We start from the raw sequence: 16,799 nt of genomic DNA, 5'->3' as shown, positions 1-16,799 counted from the left end.
ACCCAAGAGTAGTTGAGTTGATTTCTCGGTCAACCGGGATTGAGGCGGGGACTGGGGGTTGCGGGCGGGAAGATCGCTCCCCGCCCGTGCCGGACCGGCTGTTCACGCCGCCTGCTGGCCCTCCAGCGTGACCGCGCGGTCGTGCTGAAGCTGGGCCGCCACCTCCTCGGCGAGGCGGAAGGCCAGCGCCACGAGGTTGATGGTCGGGTGGTCGCACCCCATGCTGGGGAAGACCGAGCTGCCGCCGATGTAGAGGTTGTGCATCCCGTGCACCTTGCAGCGCGCGTCCACCACGCCCTGCTTCGGGTCGTCGTGCATGCGGGTGGTGCCCATATGGTGCCAGCACCAGGAGATGCGCTCCGCCCAGGCGCGCTCGGCGGCCTCCTGCGGGTCGGCCTCGGTCACCGTGATCAGGCCGTTGCGGGTCAGCTCCGTCCGCACCAGCTCATTGGTGCGCAGGAAGTTGTCGCGGTCCTGCTCGGTCAGGCGCCACACCGTGTCGGCCCGGTTGAGGCCCAGCGCGTCGCGCTCCGCCGCCAGGGTCACGCGGCTGTCGGGGTTGGGCACCGGCTCGACGATGGTCTCCAGCAGGAAGCTGCGCGTCACCCAGGCCGGGTTCACCACATTGTCGAACATCGCGTAAGCGAGATTCGGCAGATGCAGCGCGATCTGCGGCACCGCCTCGCGCAGCAGAGCCTTGAGGTCGCCCTCGGCGTGGCCGAACTTGCGGCGGTCGGACATCAGCATGCGCAGGTCGTGCAGCGCGCGCACCCCGGCGGTCGCCTCGCCATGATACTGCGCCACGAGATAGCTGCGCGAGTTCATCAGCCCCAGCCGGCGCTGCGTCTCCACCGTCGGCGACAGGGAGGCGGAAACCGGCAGATGCTTGGCGTTCAGCCGGCGGCGCGACAGGGTCAGCGTCATGTCGTAGAGGCGGCGGTGCCGCGCCTGATCGGTCAGGCGGACGGAGCCGGCCTTGATCCGCGGGTGGTCGGTGAAGTAGCGGCCGACCAGATCGTGGCCGTTGCCCAGACCGGCGCTCTGCACCCGGTTGGACAGCAGCAGCAGGCGGGCGTTCTCGATGCCGCCGCAGCACAGGACGAACTGCCGCGCGGTGACCGTGAAGCGGGCGCCGCTGAGGGCGGCGCAGCGCACCCGCTCGACCACCGTGGCGGAGTCGTTGGTCTCGAACTCGGTGACGTTGGCGTTCAGGTAGCAGGCGATGTTCGCGGCCTGGACGATCTCGTCGACGGAGGTCACGCCGACGCGCGGCTGGTCGCTGATCTGGGCGATCCGGTTCTCCAGGGCGCCGCCCTCGACCGGCATCAGCTCGATCCCGTCGGGCGCCAGGGTCTGTTCCCAATGGCCGTTGTCGTAGATGTTCGACGGCAGGTTCAGGTGGCTGTGGGCGCGGGCGTAGTAGGGAGCCAGCATCTCCGGCCCGAAGGGCCAGCCGCTGTTCGGCACCCAGGGCCGCGCCTCCATGTCGATCGGCTCGAAGGGCCGGCAGAAGCCGCCCCAGCAGTTGGTGCTGCCGCCGAAATAGCGGCTGCGCGCGGTGGACAGCCGCTCGTAGGGCAGGCCGAGATTCTCGCCGGCGTAGAGCGACTGGGTGTGGCCGTCGGGGTCGAGCCCGCCGCTTTCCAGAAGGACGATCTTCCACCGCGAGCCGGCCAAGGCACGGGCTATGGCGAGCCCGGCGGCGCCGGCGCCGACGATGCAGAGGTCCGCGTCAAGGTTGGTGCCCGAGGACACCGAGCGAGCATCGAGGATCATGCTGCGCCTGCTTTTCTTTGGGGTTGAACGCACGGGACTCAGATAAATCCCAAGTTCCCCATGCCGTTACTGAAATTGCGGGCTAGCCCGTCCAGCGGGATAGCCCCGGCGCCATCCCCATCCCCGGCAATCGCGCGGATTTTACCCCTTTTTTCAAAGGACTGGCCGCCTCCCTCCCGCACCACTTCCGATGCGGAGTCCAAAGGGGTAGCCCGGCCTTTCTCCGGATTAAAAATTCGGCGGAGTGCCCCCCAACGCCTGGAGCAGGGACACGGCGGCGAGCAGGCGGCTCTGCCGCACCGACAGGGCGCTTTCCTCGTCCGACAGGGCGGCGGTCTGGGCGGTCAGGACGCTGCTGTAGGGCAGGGTGCCGGCCCGGTACTGGTTCAGGGTCAGCCGCTCCGCCTCGCGCGCCAGCCGCACCGCGTCGTCCTGCACGGCGGCCTGCTGGGCCAGGATGCGCTGGGCGGCGAGCTGGTCCTCGACCTCCTGGAAGGCGGTCAGCACGGTCTGGCGGTACTGCGCCACGCTCTGGTCGAAGGCGGCTCGGCGCAGCTCCACCTCGGCCGTCCGCGTGCCGCCGTCGAACAGGGTCTGGGCGACCTGCGCCCCGACCGCCCAGATTGCCGCCGGCGCCTGAAGGAGCTTGGGCAGGATCGTCGCGCTGTTGGTGAGGGAGCCGGACAGCACCACGTCCGGGTACCAAGCCGACTCCGCGATGCCGATCTGGGCGTTGGCCTGAGCCATCTGCCGTTCCGCCGCCGCGATGTCCGGTCGGCGCTCCAGAAGGGCGGAGGGCACGCCGGGCGGGATCGCCGGAACGGCGGCAGTCAGCGGCGCCGAGGCCAGCGTGAAGGCGGCCGGAGCCTGCCCGACCAGAACCGCCATGGCGTGCTCGAACTGGGCGCGCTGCACCCCCAGCGCCACGAGCTGCGACTCGGTGGAGCGGACTTGGGTCTCGGCCGTGAAGACGTCGGCCAGCGTCGCCGTGCCCACGGCGTGGCGGTTGCGGGCGATCTCCAGCGACTGGCGGTAGGCGGCGATGGCTCGCTCCAGCAGCGCCTTGCGCTCGTCCGCCACGCGGAACTGGACGTAGGCGGTGGCGAGCTGCGCCTGCGCCGACAGGCGGGCGGCGGCGAGGTCGGCGGCGCTGGCCTGGAGATTGGCGTCGTTGCTTTCCACCGACCGGCGGATGCGGCCCCAGAGGTCCGGCGCCCAGCTCGCCCCCAGCCCGGCGTCGTAGGTGGTCACCGGCGTGCCGCTCCGGCTGACGCCGGTGCCGGAAACACTGCGGTTGCCCGACCCGACGGTTCCCGCCCGGTCGGCGCCGCCGCTGACCGACAGGATGGGGAAAAAAGAGGAGCGGGCCTGATCCGACAGCGCCTTCGCCTGCCGGTAGGCGGCCTCCGCCGCCTTCAGGCTCTGGTTGTCAACCTCCACCCGGCGCATCAGCCCGTCCAGCACCGGATCGTTGAAGGCGGTCCACCAGGGCCCGGCCTCCGCCTGTCCGGGGGCGGCGGGGCGCCAGCCGTCGTCGCGCGGGACGGGAGGAGCTGCGAAGGCCACGGGGGTGATACCGCCCTCCTTGTAAGCCGGCGGCACGGCGGCGGATGGCCGCTCGTAATCCGGTCCCACCGCGCAGGCCGACAACAGCGTGAGGGCGCCGAGCGCCGTGCCCAGGAGACGGGCGCGCCGCCCGAAGATCGTCGTCATGTCAGGTCCATCCAGAGGACAACATCCCTCTCCCCTCTGGGGAGAGGGTTAGGGTGAGGGGGCTGCGCTTTTGTCGGGCATACCGATATGCGAACCCCCCTCACCGCCCGCTTCGCGGGCATCCTCTCCCCAGAGGGGAGAGGGTTATTATGGCCGAAAGCGTCCATCATGCCGCGACACCCGCCTCGGGGCGCCGCCAGCGCCGGCGGCACCACAGCCGAAAGCGGTCGAGGTACAGGTAGGTGACCGGGGTCGTGTAGAGGGTCAGCATCTGGCTGACCACCAGACCGCCGACGATGGCGATGCCCAGCGGCTGGCGCAGCTCCGCCCCGTCGCCGGAGCCGAGCGCCAGCGGCAGGGCGCCCAGCAGGGCGGCGACCGTGGTCATCATGATCGGGCGGAAGCGCAGCAGACAGGCGCGGTGGATCGCGGTGCGCGGGTCCAGCCCCTCGCTCCGCTCCGCCTCCAGCGCCACGTCGATCATCATGATCGCGTTCTTCTTGACGATGCCGATCAGCAGGATGACGCCGATCAGCGCGATGATGCTCAGCTCCTTGTCCAGCGCCATCAGCGCGACCAGCGCCCCCACCCCGGCGGAGGGCAGGGTGGACAGGATGGTCAGCGGGTGGATGTAGCTCTCGTAGAGCACGCCCAGCACGATGTAGACGGCCAGAAGCGCCGCCAGGATCAGCACCGGCTGGTCGCCGATCGACTGCTGGAACACCCGCGCGGTGCCCTGGAAGCTGCCCTGGATGGTGGTCGGCACGCCGATCCGGTCCATGGTGTGGCGGATGACGGCCAGTCCCTCGCCCAGCGAGACGCCGGGGGCGAGGTTGAAGGAGAGGGTGGTGGCGACGAACGGCCCCTGGTGGTTCACCGACAGCGGCGTGTTCTCCAGCGAGACGCGGGCGATCGCCGAGAGCGGAATCATCGTCTCCACCCCCGTGCTGAGCGCCGACCCGGTGGAGGCGGCGGTGCGGCCGGTGGTGGCGATCTGGTTGATGCGCTGGTTGCGCGCGGCCTCGGTGTCGGCGGTGGCGGCCCCGGCGATGGCGCTGGTCGCCTGCGTCCCGCTGACCGCGCCGCCGGATTTGCTGATGAGGATGTCCTTCATCATCTCCGGGTCCTCGCGATACTGGGGGGCAACCTCCATGATCACGCGGTACTGGTTCAGCGGGTTGTAGATGGTCGAGGCGGAGCGCTGGCCGAAGGCGTCGTAGAGCGTGTTGTTGATCTGGTTGAAGGACAGGCCCAGCCGCGCCGCGGCGTCGCGGTCCACCGTCACCTCCAGCGCCAGCCCGCGCTGCTGCTGGTCGGAGTTCACCTCCGTCAGCTCCGGCACCTGTTGAAGCGCCTGGGTCAGGCGGGGCGCCCAGGTCTGCAGCTCGTCCAGCGTGTCGCCCTGGAGCGTGAACTGGTAGTTGGCGTTGGACTGCCGCGCGCCCGCCCGCAAATCCTGCATGACCGACAGGTACAGGTTGGCGCCGGGAACCTGGGTGAGCTGGGTGCGCAGCCGGGCGATCACCGCGTCGGCGGTGACGTCGCGCTGCGCCAGCGGCTTCAGCGACACGGCCATGAAGCCGCTGTTGGTCCGGCTGCCGCCGGTGTAGCCCACCACCGTGTCCACCGCCGGGTCGGCCTGCACCAGCGCCACGAAGCGCTCCATCTTCTCCTTCATCAGCGTGAAGGAGGTGCTCTGGTCCGCCACGACGAAGCCGATCAGCCGTCCCGTGTCCTGCTGCGGGAAGAAGCCCTTGGGGATGGTCGTGAAGAGATGGACGCTGAGCGCCACCGTCGCCGCGAAGACCACCATGGTCAGCAGGCTGTTGTCGAGCGCCGCCGTCAGCGTCCGGTCGTAGAGGCGCAGCGTGCCCCCACCGATTTGGGCGCCGACCCGGCGCAGGGCGGCCACGGCGCGGCCCGGCTCCCTGGCCTTGCGCGGCTCGCGCAGCAGGACGGCGCACATCATCGGCGTGGTGGTCAGGCTGATGACCATCGAGACCAGGATGGCGATGGACAGGGTCAGGGCGAATTCGCGGAACAGCCGCCCGACGATGCCGCCCATCAGCAGGATCGGGATGAAGACGGCGACCAGCGACACGCTCATCGACAGGACGGTGAAGCCGACCTCCCGCGCGCCGCGCAGCGCGGCCTGGGTGCGGGACATCCCGTTCTCGATGTGGCGGGCGATGTTCTCCAGCACGACGATGGCGTCGTCCACCACGAAGCCGGTGGCGATGGTCAGCGCCATCAGCGACAGGTTGTTCAGGCTGTAGCCGAGCAGATACATGGCGCCGAAGGTGGCGACCAGCGACACCGGCACCACCACGCTGGGGATCAGCGCGGCCCGCGCGTTGCGCAGGAACAGGAACACCACCATCACCACCAGTCCGACGGCGATGATCAGCGTGTGCTCCACCTCGGCCAGCGAGGCGCGGATGGTCGTGGTGCGGTCGCTGGAAACCGACAGGTCGATGTCGGCGGGGATGGAGGCGCGAAGCACCGGCAGCATGGCCTTCACCCGGTCGACCGTCTCGATGATGTTGGCCGCCGGCTGGCGGTTCAGCATCAGCAGGACCGACGGCTTGCCGTTGGTGATGCCGGCGTTGCGCAGATCCTCCACGCTGTCCGACACCTCGGCCACGTCCGACAGGCGGACGGCGGCCCCGTTGCGGTAGGCGATGACCAGCGACCGGTATTCCCCCGCCTTGCGGGCCTGATCGTTGGTGTAGATCTGGAAGCGCAGCTCCCCGTCCTCGACGGCGCCCTTGGGGGCGTTGGCGTTGGCCGACGCGATGGCGGCGCGCACGTCCTCCAGCCCGATGCCGTACTGGAACAAGGCGCGCGGATTCAGTTCTACCCGCACGGCGGGGAGCGAGCTGCCGCCGATGCTGACCTGTCCGATGCCCTCGACCTGCGACAGCTTCTGCTGGAGCACGGTCGCCGCGGAATCGTAAAGCTGCCCCTGGCTGAGCGTCGCCGAGGTCATGGTCAGGATCATGATCGGGGCGTCGGCGGGGTTGACCTTGCGGTAGGTCGGGTTGCTGCGCAGGCTGGACGGCAGGTCGGCGCGGGCGGCGTTGATGGCGGCCTGCACCTCCCGTCCCGCGCCGTCGATGTCGCGGTTCAGCCCGAACTGCAGCGTGATGCGCGTCGATCCGGCGGAGCTGGAGGAGGTCATCTCCGTCACGTCGGCGATCTGCGCCAGATGCCGTTCCAGCGGTGTCGCGACGCTGGCCGCCATCGTTTCCGGGCTGGCGCCGGGCATCGAGGCGGTGACCGAGATGGTCGGGAAGTCCACCTGCGGCAGCGGCGACACCGGCAGCCCGACGAAGCCCAGCGCCCCGGCCAGCGCCAGCCCGAGCGTCAGCAGGGTCGTCGCCACCGGCCGCCGGATGAAGGGCGCCGACAGGTTGGCGGCCCAGCTCATCGCGCGGCCTCTTCCGTCTGCCCGTCGGGACGCCCACGCAGGCGCGCGGCCAGCCGGTCGAAGGCCAGATAGATCACCGGCGTGGTGTAGAGGGTCAGAAGCTGGCTGAGGATCAGCCCGCCGACGATGGACACGCCCATCGGCTGGCGCAGCTCCGACCCCGTGCCGGAGCCAAGCATCAGCGGCAGGGCGCCGAGCAGCGCCGCCACGGTGGTCATCAGGATCGGCCGGAAGCGCAGCAGGCAGGCCTGATAGATCGCCTCGCGCGGCGGCTTGCCCTCCTCCCGCTCAGCGTCGAGCGCGAAGTCGATCATCATGATCGCGTTCTTCTTCACGATGCCGATGAGCAGGATGATGCCGATGATGGCGATGATGTCCAGGTCGTGCCCGGCCAGCATCAGCGCGATCAGCGCCCCGACGCCCGCGGAGGGCAGGGTGGACAGGATCGTGATCGGGTGGATGTAGCTCTCGTAGAGGACGCCCAGCACGATGTACATCGTGACGATGGCCGCCAGGATCAGCAGGAGCTGATTGCCCAGCGACGCCTGGAAGGCCAAGGCCGCGCCCTGGAAGCGGGTCAGCACGCTGGCCGGCAGGCCGAGCTCCTGTTCAGCCGCCTCGATGGCCTTGACCGCGGCGCCCAGCGACACCCCCGGCGCCAGGTTGAAGGAGACGGTGACCGCCGGGAACTGCCCGAAATGGTTGATCTGGAGCGGCGCGTTGCGCACCTCCATCCGCGCGAAGGCGGCCAGCGGCACCTGCCCGCCGCCCGCCGACGGCAGATGGATGGAGGTGAGCAACTGGTCCACCGTCATGCGGTCGGGGTCGGCCTCCAGAATCACGCGGAACTGGTTGGCCTGGGTGAAGATGGTGGACACGATGCGCTGGCCGAAGGAGTCGTACAGCGCGTTGTCGATGGCCGCCGTGGTGACCCCGTAGCGCGCGGCGGTGTCGCGGTCGATGGTGATGGCGGCCGACAGACCCTTTTCCTGGAGGTTGCTGGTGACGTCGGTGATCTCCGGCACCGCGGCCAGCCGGTCCAGCAGTCTCGGCGCCCAGACGCGCAGCTCCTCAGGATTCGCGTCCTCCAGCACGAACTGGTACTGGGTGCGGCTGACCGTGGCGTCGATGGTCAGGTCCTGCACCGGCTGCATGAACAGCTCGATCCCCGGAACGGCGGCGGTGTTGTGGCGGATGCGGCGGATGATGTCGGCCACAGGATCCGTCCGCTGCTCCTTCGGCTTCAGGTTGATGAGGAGGCGCCCGCTGTTCATGGTGGTGTTGCTGCCGTCCACCCCGATGAAGGAGGACAGGCTGACCACGTCGGGGTCCTTCAGCACCTCCACCGCCAGCGCCCGCTGCCGCTCCGCCATGGCGGCGTAGGAGACGGACTGGGTGGCCTCCGTCACGCCCTGGATCAGGCCGGTGTCCTGGGCCGGGAAGAAGCCCTTGGGGATGGCGGTGTAAAGCACCACCGTCAGCGCCAGCGTGCCCACGGCGACCAGCAGCGTCGCCCCCTGGCGGTCCAGCACCCAGCGCAGCGTGCGGGCGTAGCCGGCGATCACCGCGTCGAACCACGCCTCGCTGCGCCGCGCGATGGCGGACATCTCCCGCGGCTCGCGGTGGCGCAGCAGCTTGGCGCAGAGCATCGGCACCAGCGTCAGCGAGACGACGGCGGAGATCAGGATGGTGACGGCCAGCGTGATGGCGAACTCGCGGAACAGCCGGCCCACCACGTCGCCCATGAACAGCAGCGGGATCAGCACCGCGATCAGCGAGACGGTCAGCGACACGATGGTGAAGCCGATCTGCTTCGACCCCTTCAGCGCCGCCTGGAGCGGCGGCTCGCCGCGCTCCACATGGCGGGCGATGTTCTCGATCATCACGATGGCGTCGTCGACGACGAAGCCGGTCGCGACGGTCAGCGCCATCAAGGACAGGTTGTTCAGGCTGAAGCCCGCCAGATACATCACCGCGAAGGTGCCGACCAGCGACAGCGGCACCGACAGGCTGGGGATGATCGTCGCCGGGATGTTGCGCAGGAACAGGAAGATCACCAGGACGACCAGCCCCATGGCCACCATCATCTCCATCTGCACGTCCTCGACGGAGGCGCGGATGGTCACGGTGCGGTCGGTCAGCACGGCGACGTCGACCGAGCCGGGCAGGGCGGCGGTCAGGTTGGGCAGCATCTCCTTCACCCGGTCCACCACCTCGATCACGTTGGCGCCGGGCTGGCGTTGGATGTTCAGGAGGATGGCCGGCGTGTCGTTCATCCAGGCGCCCAGCCGGGTGTTCTCGGCGCTGTCCAGCACCTCGGCCACGTCGGACAGGCGCACCGGGGCGCCGCTGCGGTAGGCGACGACGAGGTTCTTGTACTCGTCGGCCCGGCGGAGCTGGTCGTTGGCGTTGATGGTGTAGTTGCGGGTCGGCCCGTCGATGGTGCCCTTGGGCGAGTTGACGTTGGCCGTGTTGATGGTGCTGCGCAGGTCGTCGATGTTCAGGCCGTAGGCGGCCAGCGCCTGGACGTTGGCGCGGATGCGCACCGCGGGCCGGTGCCCGCCGCTGAGGCTGACCAGACCGACGCCGGGAAGCTGCGACAGCTTCTGAGCGAAGCGGCTGTCCGCGAGGTCCTGAACCTGGGTCAGCGGCAGCGTCTTGGAGGTCAGGGCGAGCGTCAGGATCGGCGCGTCGGCCGGGTTGACCTTGGCGTAGATCGGCGGGGCGGGCAGGTCGGAGGGCAGCAGGTTCCCGGCGGCGTTGATGGCCGCCTGCACCTCCTGCTCCGCGATGTCGATGCTGAGGTCCAGCCCGAACTGGAGCGTGATGACCGACGCCCCGGCGGCGCTGACCGAGGACATCTGGACCAGCCCCGGCATCTGGCCGAGCTGGCGTTCCAGCGGGGCGGTGACCGAGGAGGTCATCACCTCCGGGCTGGCGCCGGGGAAGAAGGTCTGGACCTGGATCGTCGGGTATTCCACCGCCGGCAGCGCCGACAGCGGCAGGAAGCGGTAGGACACCGCCCCCACCAGCAGGATCGCCAGCATCAGCAACGAGGTGGCGACCGGGCGGACGACGAAGGGGTGGGAGATGTTCATGGCCGGAGTTCGCGGTGGCGCGCGTTACGACGCGTTGCGCTGGGGACGGCGCTGCGGGCGCGGCCCCTCGCTGGACGGTGTGGGGGCCGGCGGGGCCGCGCCGTCGGTCGCCGCGACCTTGGCGCCCTCGCGCAGCCGGTCGGCGCCCTGGACCACCACCGTCTCGCCGGGCTGCACGCCCTTTGTGATGACGGTCTTCGCCCCGTCGCTGGCGCCCAGCGTCACCGGCCGGACCGAGGCGGTGCTATCGGCGCCGTTCACCACATAGACGTAGGTGCCGGGCGCCCCGCGCTGAACCGCCGCCACCGGGACCATCGGCACCCCGGCCAGCGTGTCCACCAGAAGCTGGACGTTGACGAACTGGTTGGGGAACAGCGACTGGTCGGCGTTGTCGAACTGGGCGCGCAGCTTCACCGTGCCGGTGGTCACGTCGATCTGGTTGTCCACCGTCGTCAGCTTGCCGGTCGCCAGCACACGGTCGCGCGTCCGGTCGTAGGCGGTGACCGGCAGCTTCGCCCCGTCGCGCAGCCGCGCCATGATCGCCGGGATGTTGTCCTCCGGCAGGGTGAACAGGACGGAGATCGGCTGCACCTGGGTGATGACGACGATGCCGCCCGCCTCGCCCGCGGTGACGTAGTTGCCGGGATCGACCAGCCGCAGCCCGGCGCGGCCGGAAACGGGGGCGGTGATGCGGGTGTAGGACAGGTTCAGCTTGGCGTTCTCCACCGCCACCTGATCGGCCTTCACCGTGCCCTCATACTGCTGGACCAGCGATTCCTGGGTGTCGCGCTGCTGCTTGGCGATGGAGTCCTGCTTGACCAGCAGGCGGTAGCGCTCCAGGTCCAGCCTGGCGTTCTTCAGCAGCGCCTGATCGCGCAGAAGCTGGGCCTCCGCCTGCTCGACGGCGAGCTGAAAGGGGCGCGGGTCGACCTCCGCCAGGAAATCGCCCTTCTGGACGGCCTGCCCCTCGGTGAAGGCGACCTGGGTGAGCTGGCCGCCGACCTGCGGGCGCACCGTGACGGTGGCGAGCGACGAGACGGTGCCCAGCCCGTTCAGCCGGATCGGCATGTCGCCCTTCTCGACCGTCGCGGTCACCACCGGCGCGGCGGTCGGCATGCCGGGCCGGAAGCCGCCGGGGCCGCCGCGCGCCGCCGTCTCCGGCGCCGGGCGGAAGGCGAACCACCAGACCCCGCCGCCGATCAGCGCCAGCACGACCAGCCACGCCAGCACCCGGCCCAGGATCGAGCGGCGCTTGGCCGTGTCGGTCCGCTGGACCTCGGGCTCCGTCCGGTCCCGGCGGGCTTCCGGCGCTGCCGTGGCGGAACGGTCCGACCCGGGCGCGGGCGGCGGTTTGAGGGGCGTGTCCAAATCCATCGGGTCCTTCATCGCCTGCGGGCGTCGTCGGGAAAGTCGCGTCGGGAGGGGTGCCGATGGCCCAGCCCCCATCCCGGCGGGACGCTATCACGGCGCCGCGCGCAGAATATGTCCAGAAGGGATTAGATTTGTAACGCTCGGTAACAGCGTCGAGGGGCGGCGAAAGCGTGTCTTCTGCCGGGGCACGGAACGCGGCATTCTGACCCGGCCCAGGGAAACGGAGAGAGAGAGAGGCCCGATGCCCGCGCGTCGCAATGGATTGCGGATTGTCCTCATGACGGCGGCATTGGTCGGCGGCACCGCCCTTGCCGCCGAACCCTCCGGCCCCTCCTTCTCCTGCGCCAGGGTGGAACCGGGCGGCATCGAGCGCATGATCTGCACGGACCCCGCCCTGTCAGCGCTCGACCGCAAGCTGGCGGGCGTCTATGGCGAGGCGGCGCGCAAGGTGAAGAACGAGCACCCCCCTTCCCTGAAGGCGGAGCAGCGCGGCTGGATCAAGGGCCGGAACGACTGCTGGAAGGCCGCCGACCAGCGCGCCTGCGTCGAGGAGCAATACCGCCTGCGCATCGCCGAGCTTCAGGCCAGATACCGGCTGGTGCCCGCCATCGGTCCGGTCCGCTTCGCCTGCGACGGCCACGCGGCCAACGCGCTGACCGCCACCTTCTTCGAGACCGACCCGCCAACGATGATCGCCGAGCGCGGCGACGCCGTGTCGCTGATGATCGGACAGCCGGCGGCCTCCGGCGCCCGCTACCAGGGCCGCAACGAGAGCTTTTGGGAGCATCAGGGCGAAGCGCGGGTGACCTGGGGCTACGGCGCTCCGGAGATGACCTGCCGGAAGGCGCCGTAGCCCCGCGTACCGGAGTCCCTTACCCGCGCACCGCGATCCGGGCGAGGACGGCGCAGGCTCCCGGTCCGGTCTCCAGCGTGGCGGCGGCGTCCAGACGAGCACTCCAGCCCGGCGACACCCGCGCCACGCTGTCGCCGCTGCGCAGGATCACCTCGCCGTCCAGCGCGTGGACCAGCGCCACGCCGCCGGCGGGAATGTCGGCGACCGTGTCGGCCGGCAGGATGTCGAGCCGGGCGTCGGCCCGCTCGCGGTCGAAGATCAGGTTGAAGTCGCGGATCGGCCCGTCCAGCAGGGCGCAATCCACCACGGCGTCGCCGGAGAAACGGAAGGGGTCGGCGCGGTTGGTCACGGTCGCCGGCACGCCGTCCACGGTCAGCCGCATGCCGGCGCCCTCGACCACGGCGATCAGCCGCTCGTAGCCGGTGAAGGCCGAGAAGGGACCGGCCTCCGCCACGTCGGCGATGCTGACCCGCCAGAGGAAGCGGCCGGCGGCGCCGGGCAGCTCCTGGAGGGCGATTTCGGTGGTCGTGCCGCCGCCGTTCTTCCAGGGCATGCGGCGGTAGCGGGCGGGGTCGAGAAGAGAAACAGCCATAAGAATCCTCACGGAACGGGGGAGGGCGTCCGGCCCGGTCCCCCGTCCCTTGTCCTCGTCAGTGTGTCGGCGGCGCCGATGGGCGGTGCCGTCAGGCGTCCCCGAGCGACTGGGTCAGGCCCCGGTGCTTGAGAAGCGCCTCGATGCGCGGCTCGCGTCCGCGGAAGGCGGTGTAGAGCTCCATCGGGTCGCGGGTATCGCCCGACGAATAGATCGTCTTCAGCTTCGCCGCAAGGTCGGGATCGAAGGGGTTGCCCGCCTCCAGGAACGCCTCGAACCCGTCGGCGTCGAGCACCTCGGCCCACAGATAGGCGTAATAGCTGGCGGCGTAGCCGCTGCCGGCGAACAGATGCTGGAAATGGGTCGGGCGGTGGCGCACGGCGATCTCCGCCGGCATGCCGATCTTGTCCAGCACCGACCGCTCGAAGGCGGCGACATCCGTGTCGGCGGCGTCGCTGCGGGTGTGGAATTCCAGGTCGAGCAGCGCCGCCGCGGTGTATTCGACCGTGCCGAAGCCCTGGTTGAAGTTGCGGGCGGCGAGCAGGCGGCGCAGCAAGTCCTGCGGGATCGGCTCCCCGGTCTGGTGATGGCGGGCGTAGGTGGACAGCGTTTCCGGAACCGCCAGCCAGTGCTCGTAGATTTGCGAGGGCAGCTCCACGAAGTCGCGGCGGACCGAGGTGCCGGACTGGCTCGGGTAACGGACGTTGCTGAGGCAGCCGTGCAGGAAATGGCCGAACTCGTGGAACAGCGTCTCGGCGTCGTCGAAGCTGAGGAGGGTCGGCTCACCCTTCGAGAAGTTGTTGTTGTTGACGATGATCGGCGACACCGCCCCGTCGAAACTCTCCTGGTCGCGGTAGCTGCTCATCCAGGCACCGGAGCGCTTGGACGACCGGGCGAAATTGTCGTGCAGGAAGATGCCGACATGACGCCCGTCCTTTTCCGTCACCTCGTAGACACGGACGTCCGGGTGGTAGACCGGCAGGTCGGGGCGCTCGGTGAAGGTCAGCCCGAACAGGCGCCCGGCGGTGTCGAAGGCCGCGCGCACCATGTTCTCCAGCACGAAGTAGGGCTTCACCTCCGCTTCGTCGATGTCGTACTTGGCCTGCCGTACTTTCTCCGCGTAGTAGCGCCAGTCCCAGGGGGCGATCGGCTCGTTCATGCCCTCCGCCCGGGCGCAGTCCTGAAGCTCCGCACGCTCGGCGGCGGCCTTCTCCTTGGCCGGACCCCAGACCTGCAGCAGCAGACGTTCGACGGCGGAGGTGTCCTTCGCCATGCTGTCGTCCAGCTTGAAGTCGGCGTAGCTGGCGTAGCCCATCAGCTTCGCCTGCTCGGTGCGCAGCGCGACGATCTCCCGGATCAGCGGGCGGTTGTCGTGCTCGCCCTCATGCTCGCCGCGGCGGATCCAGGCCTCGTAGGCCACCTGCCGCAGGTCGCGGCGGGCCGAGAAGGTCAGGAACGGCTCCACCGAGGAGCGGGCCAGCGTGATGACGTACTTGCCCTCCTGCCCGCGCTCCTTGGCGGCCTGGGCGGCGGCGTTGCGCGCAAAGTCCGGCAGGCCGGCGAGGTCGCTCTCCTCCAGCACAAGCTGCCAGTCCTTCTCGTCGTGCAGCACGTTCTGGCCGAACAGTGTGTGCAGGGTCGCCAGCCGCTCGGTGATCGCGGTCATTCGCGCCTTGGCGTCCGGCGGCAGCAGCGCGCCGCTGCGCACGAATCCCAAATGCTGGCGCTCCAGCAGGCGCAGCTGGTCGGGGGCGAGGTCCAGCGTGGCGCGCCGCTCGTACAGGTCGGCGACGCGGGCGAACAGCGCCGGGTCCAGCGCGATGCGCATGGAATGCTGGGCGAATTTCGGCGCGTAGTCGCGGGCGATGGTCTCCAGCGCGTCGGTGGTGTTGCTGGAGTTCAGGTTCCAGAACACGCCGCCGACCCGGTTCAGAAAGCGCCCGCCGCGCTCCATCGCTTCGATGGTGTTGGCGAAGGTCGGAGCGTCGGGGTTTCCGGTGATCGCCGCGATCTCCGCGATGCTCTCCGCCATGCCATGGTCGAAGGCAGGCGGAAAATGCTCGGCCTGGATGCGGTCGAAGGGCGGCAGGCCGAAGGGCGTGGTCCAGGTTTCGAAGAACGGGTTGCTCATCAAGGCCCCTTGCTGACCGGAAACGGAAGACATGCAAGGACATGGTGCCGCAACCGGCCCGCCGCCACAACACGCCGGTCGCCACGGGGCTTTTGATAATCCCTCTCCCGTCCCCGGAGAGGGGGGAAGCCCAAAAAAATAGGACAATAAGCCTTTAAACCCACACCCAAACGACATTGATCCGGTACCATATCCAACCGAGACATAAAAAGGCTTCAAATCTCCCCTAAAGTTTGTTAGCCTCTTGTCAGTGGCGGCCAGGAATTGCTCTCTTGAACGCGCTTCAGGAGCGCCATTTCGTGTGCCAATTTCCCTACAACCCCAGTCTGTTTCAGAGGTGACATCGGTATGCATGCATAGATAAATCTGTTTTCTTGTTCATATGGCCTTCAATTTCATGAGTCTTCGCTGTTTTTGCGTTTTCTCATGTAGCTTTACTTTCCCTGTGGTTGGCGGGAGGCAGTCGCGACGCGGCTGTCGAAATTGCTGGCGTGCGGACGAAAGTCCTTGCCTTGCGTGCCTCTCCACCCCCGGCACGCCCCTGCCTCTCCCTGCTTCCAATGAAGGCTGCAAGACGGACCGGTCCCGTTCGGGCTCCGGAACCACACGCATTTTGCCAAGAGCGGAGGCATCAGCGGATGACCGCGAAAATTGCCGTAAACGGCGTCACCCGGATTTTCGGGCGCCACCCACGTCAGGCGCTCGACCTGCTGAAGGCAGGTCTTTCCAAGGAAGAGATCTTTAAAAGAACCGGCCAGACCGTCGGCGTCCTCGACGCCAGCTTCGAGGTCGAGGCCGGTGAAATCTTCGTCATCATGGGCCTGTCGGGCTCCGGCAAATCGACGCTGGTGCGCATGCTCAACCGGCTGATCGACCCGACCGCGGGCGAGATCCGGATCGACGGGCGGGACATCACCAAGCTGTCGCGCGCCGAACTGACTGAGCTGCGGCGGCGCGACCTCGGCATGGTGTTCCAGTCCTTCGCCCTGCTGCCGCACCTGCGGGTGTGGGAGAACGCCGCCTTCGGGCTGGAGATCGCCGGGGAAAGCCTGAAGGCGCGGCGCGACAAGGCGCAGCAGGCGCTGGACGCGGTCGGCCTCGGCGCCTACGCGGAAAGCTACCCGCGGGAGCTGTCGGGCGGCATGCAGCAGCGCGTCGGCCTGGCCCGCGCGCTCGCCAACGAGCCGTCCGTCCTGCTGATGGACGAAGCCTTCTCGGCCCTCGATCCGTTGATCCGGACGGAGATGCAGGACGAGCTGCTGCGCCTTCAGGCCGAACGGCAGCGCACCATCGTCTTCATCAGCCACGACCTGGACGAGGCGATCCGCATCGGCGACCGGCTGGCCATCATGGAAGGCGGCCAGATCATCCAGGTCGGGCGCCCGGACGAGATCCTGAAGCAGCCGGCCAACGACTACGTCCGCTCCTTCTTCCGCAACATCGACGTCACCAAGATCCTGACGGCGGGCGACATCGCCCGGCGCGATCAGGTGACGCTGATCCGCCACACCGGCGAGGGCCCGCGCGCCGCCGTCCGCCAGCTGCGCGAGCGCGACCGCGAGTTCGGCTATGTCCAGGACGGGCGACGCCGCTTCCAGGGCGTGGTGTCGGTCGAGACCCTGGTCGCCGCCATCGAGCGGCACAACGGCTCCGCCACGCTGGACGAGGCGCTGCTTCCGGGCATCGAGCCGCTTCCCGTCGACCTGCCGATGGACGAGGTGCTGCCGCGCATCGCGTCCGCCCCGTGCCCGCTGCCGGTGGTGGACGGGCAGGGCGCCTATGTCGGGGCGATCTCCAAGACCGCCTATCTGGAAACCCTTGGACGGACGCGCTGA

General features: G+C 69.1%; 9 protein-coding genes. 2 read left to right on the top strand and 7 right to left on the bottom strand.

What is annotated here, in order from left to right; all coding sequences use genetic code 11:
• Positions 1–102: 102 nt before the first annotated feature.
• From FBZ83_RS08460 to FBZ83_RS08440, 5 genes are all read right to left on the bottom strand, one after another.
• Complete coding sequence (locus FBZ83_RS08460; protein WP_145682020.1) at positions 103–1,776, bottom strand: GMC family oxidoreductase; 1,674 nt, start codon at positions 1,774–1,776, stop codon at positions 103–105.
• A 228-nt stretch (positions 1,777–2,004) separates the two neighbouring features.
• Complete coding sequence (locus FBZ83_RS08455) at positions 2,005–3,489, bottom strand: efflux transporter outer membrane subunit (protein ID WP_145682019.1); 1,485 nt, start codon at positions 3,487–3,489, stop codon at positions 2,005–2,007.
• 166 nt (positions 3,490–3,655) lie between these two features.
• Positions 3,656–6,919 (bottom strand): efflux RND transporter permease subunit, encoded by a 3,264-nt coding sequence (locus FBZ83_RS08450; protein ID WP_145682018.1) that lies wholly within the window; start codon positions 6,917–6,919, stop codon positions 3,656–3,658.
• Positions 6,916–10,017: an MdtB/MuxB family multidrug efflux RND transporter permease subunit gene (locus FBZ83_RS08445; RefSeq protein ID WP_145682017.1), complete on the bottom strand. Its 3,102-nt coding sequence runs from the start codon at positions 10,015–10,017 to the stop codon at positions 6,916–6,918. The genes FBZ83_RS08450 and FBZ83_RS08445 overlap by 4 nt, the downstream gene beginning before the upstream one ends.
• Before the next feature lie 24 nt (positions 10,018–10,041).
• Positions 10,042–11,391 carry an MdtA/MuxA family multidrug efflux RND transporter periplasmic adaptor subunit gene (locus FBZ83_RS08440; protein WP_145682016.1) on the bottom strand — a complete coding sequence of 450 codons (1,350 nt, stop codon included), beginning with the start codon at positions 11,389–11,391 and terminating at the stop codon, positions 10,042–10,044.
• Positions 11,392–11,665: 274 nt separating this feature from the next.
• On the opposite strand from FBZ83_RS08440, the gene FBZ83_RS08435 reads away from it, so the two are divergent.
• Positions 11,666–12,241 (top strand): MliC family protein, encoded by a 576-nt coding sequence (locus FBZ83_RS08435; protein ID WP_211101633.1) that lies wholly within the window; start codon positions 11,666–11,668, stop codon positions 12,239–12,241.
• Between the two features lie 19 nt (positions 12,242–12,260).
• On the opposite strand, the gene FBZ83_RS08430 is transcribed toward FBZ83_RS08435, so the two are convergent.
• A complete protein-coding gene (locus FBZ83_RS08430) occupies positions 12,261–12,833 on the bottom strand; it encodes a HutD/Ves family protein (RefSeq protein WP_211101632.1) in 573 nt (190 codons plus the stop codon).
• Between the two features lie 91 nt (positions 12,834–12,924).
• Entirely contained in the window at positions 12,925–14,964 is a 2,040-nt protein-coding gene (locus FBZ83_RS08425) for a M3 family metallopeptidase (RefSeq protein WP_145682014.1), read from the bottom strand.
• A gap of 638 nt (positions 14,965–15,602) precedes the next feature.
• Here FBZ83_RS08425 and proV point away from each other — a divergent pair.
• On the top strand, positions 15,603–16,799 hold the full coding sequence (gene proV / locus FBZ83_RS08420; RefSeq protein ID WP_145682013.1) for a glycine betaine/L-proline ABC transporter ATP-binding protein ProV: 1,197 nt from the start codon (positions 15,603–15,605) through the stop codon (positions 16,797–16,799).

The organism is Azospirillum brasilense, from assembly GCF_007827815.1.
Lineage (GTDB): Bacteria > Pseudomonadota > Alphaproteobacteria > Azospirillales > Azospirillaceae > Azospirillum > Azospirillum brasilense_C.
The sequence above is the reverse complement of the archived record's forward strand: the minus strand, read 5'-3'. Positions and strand labels throughout refer to the sequence as shown.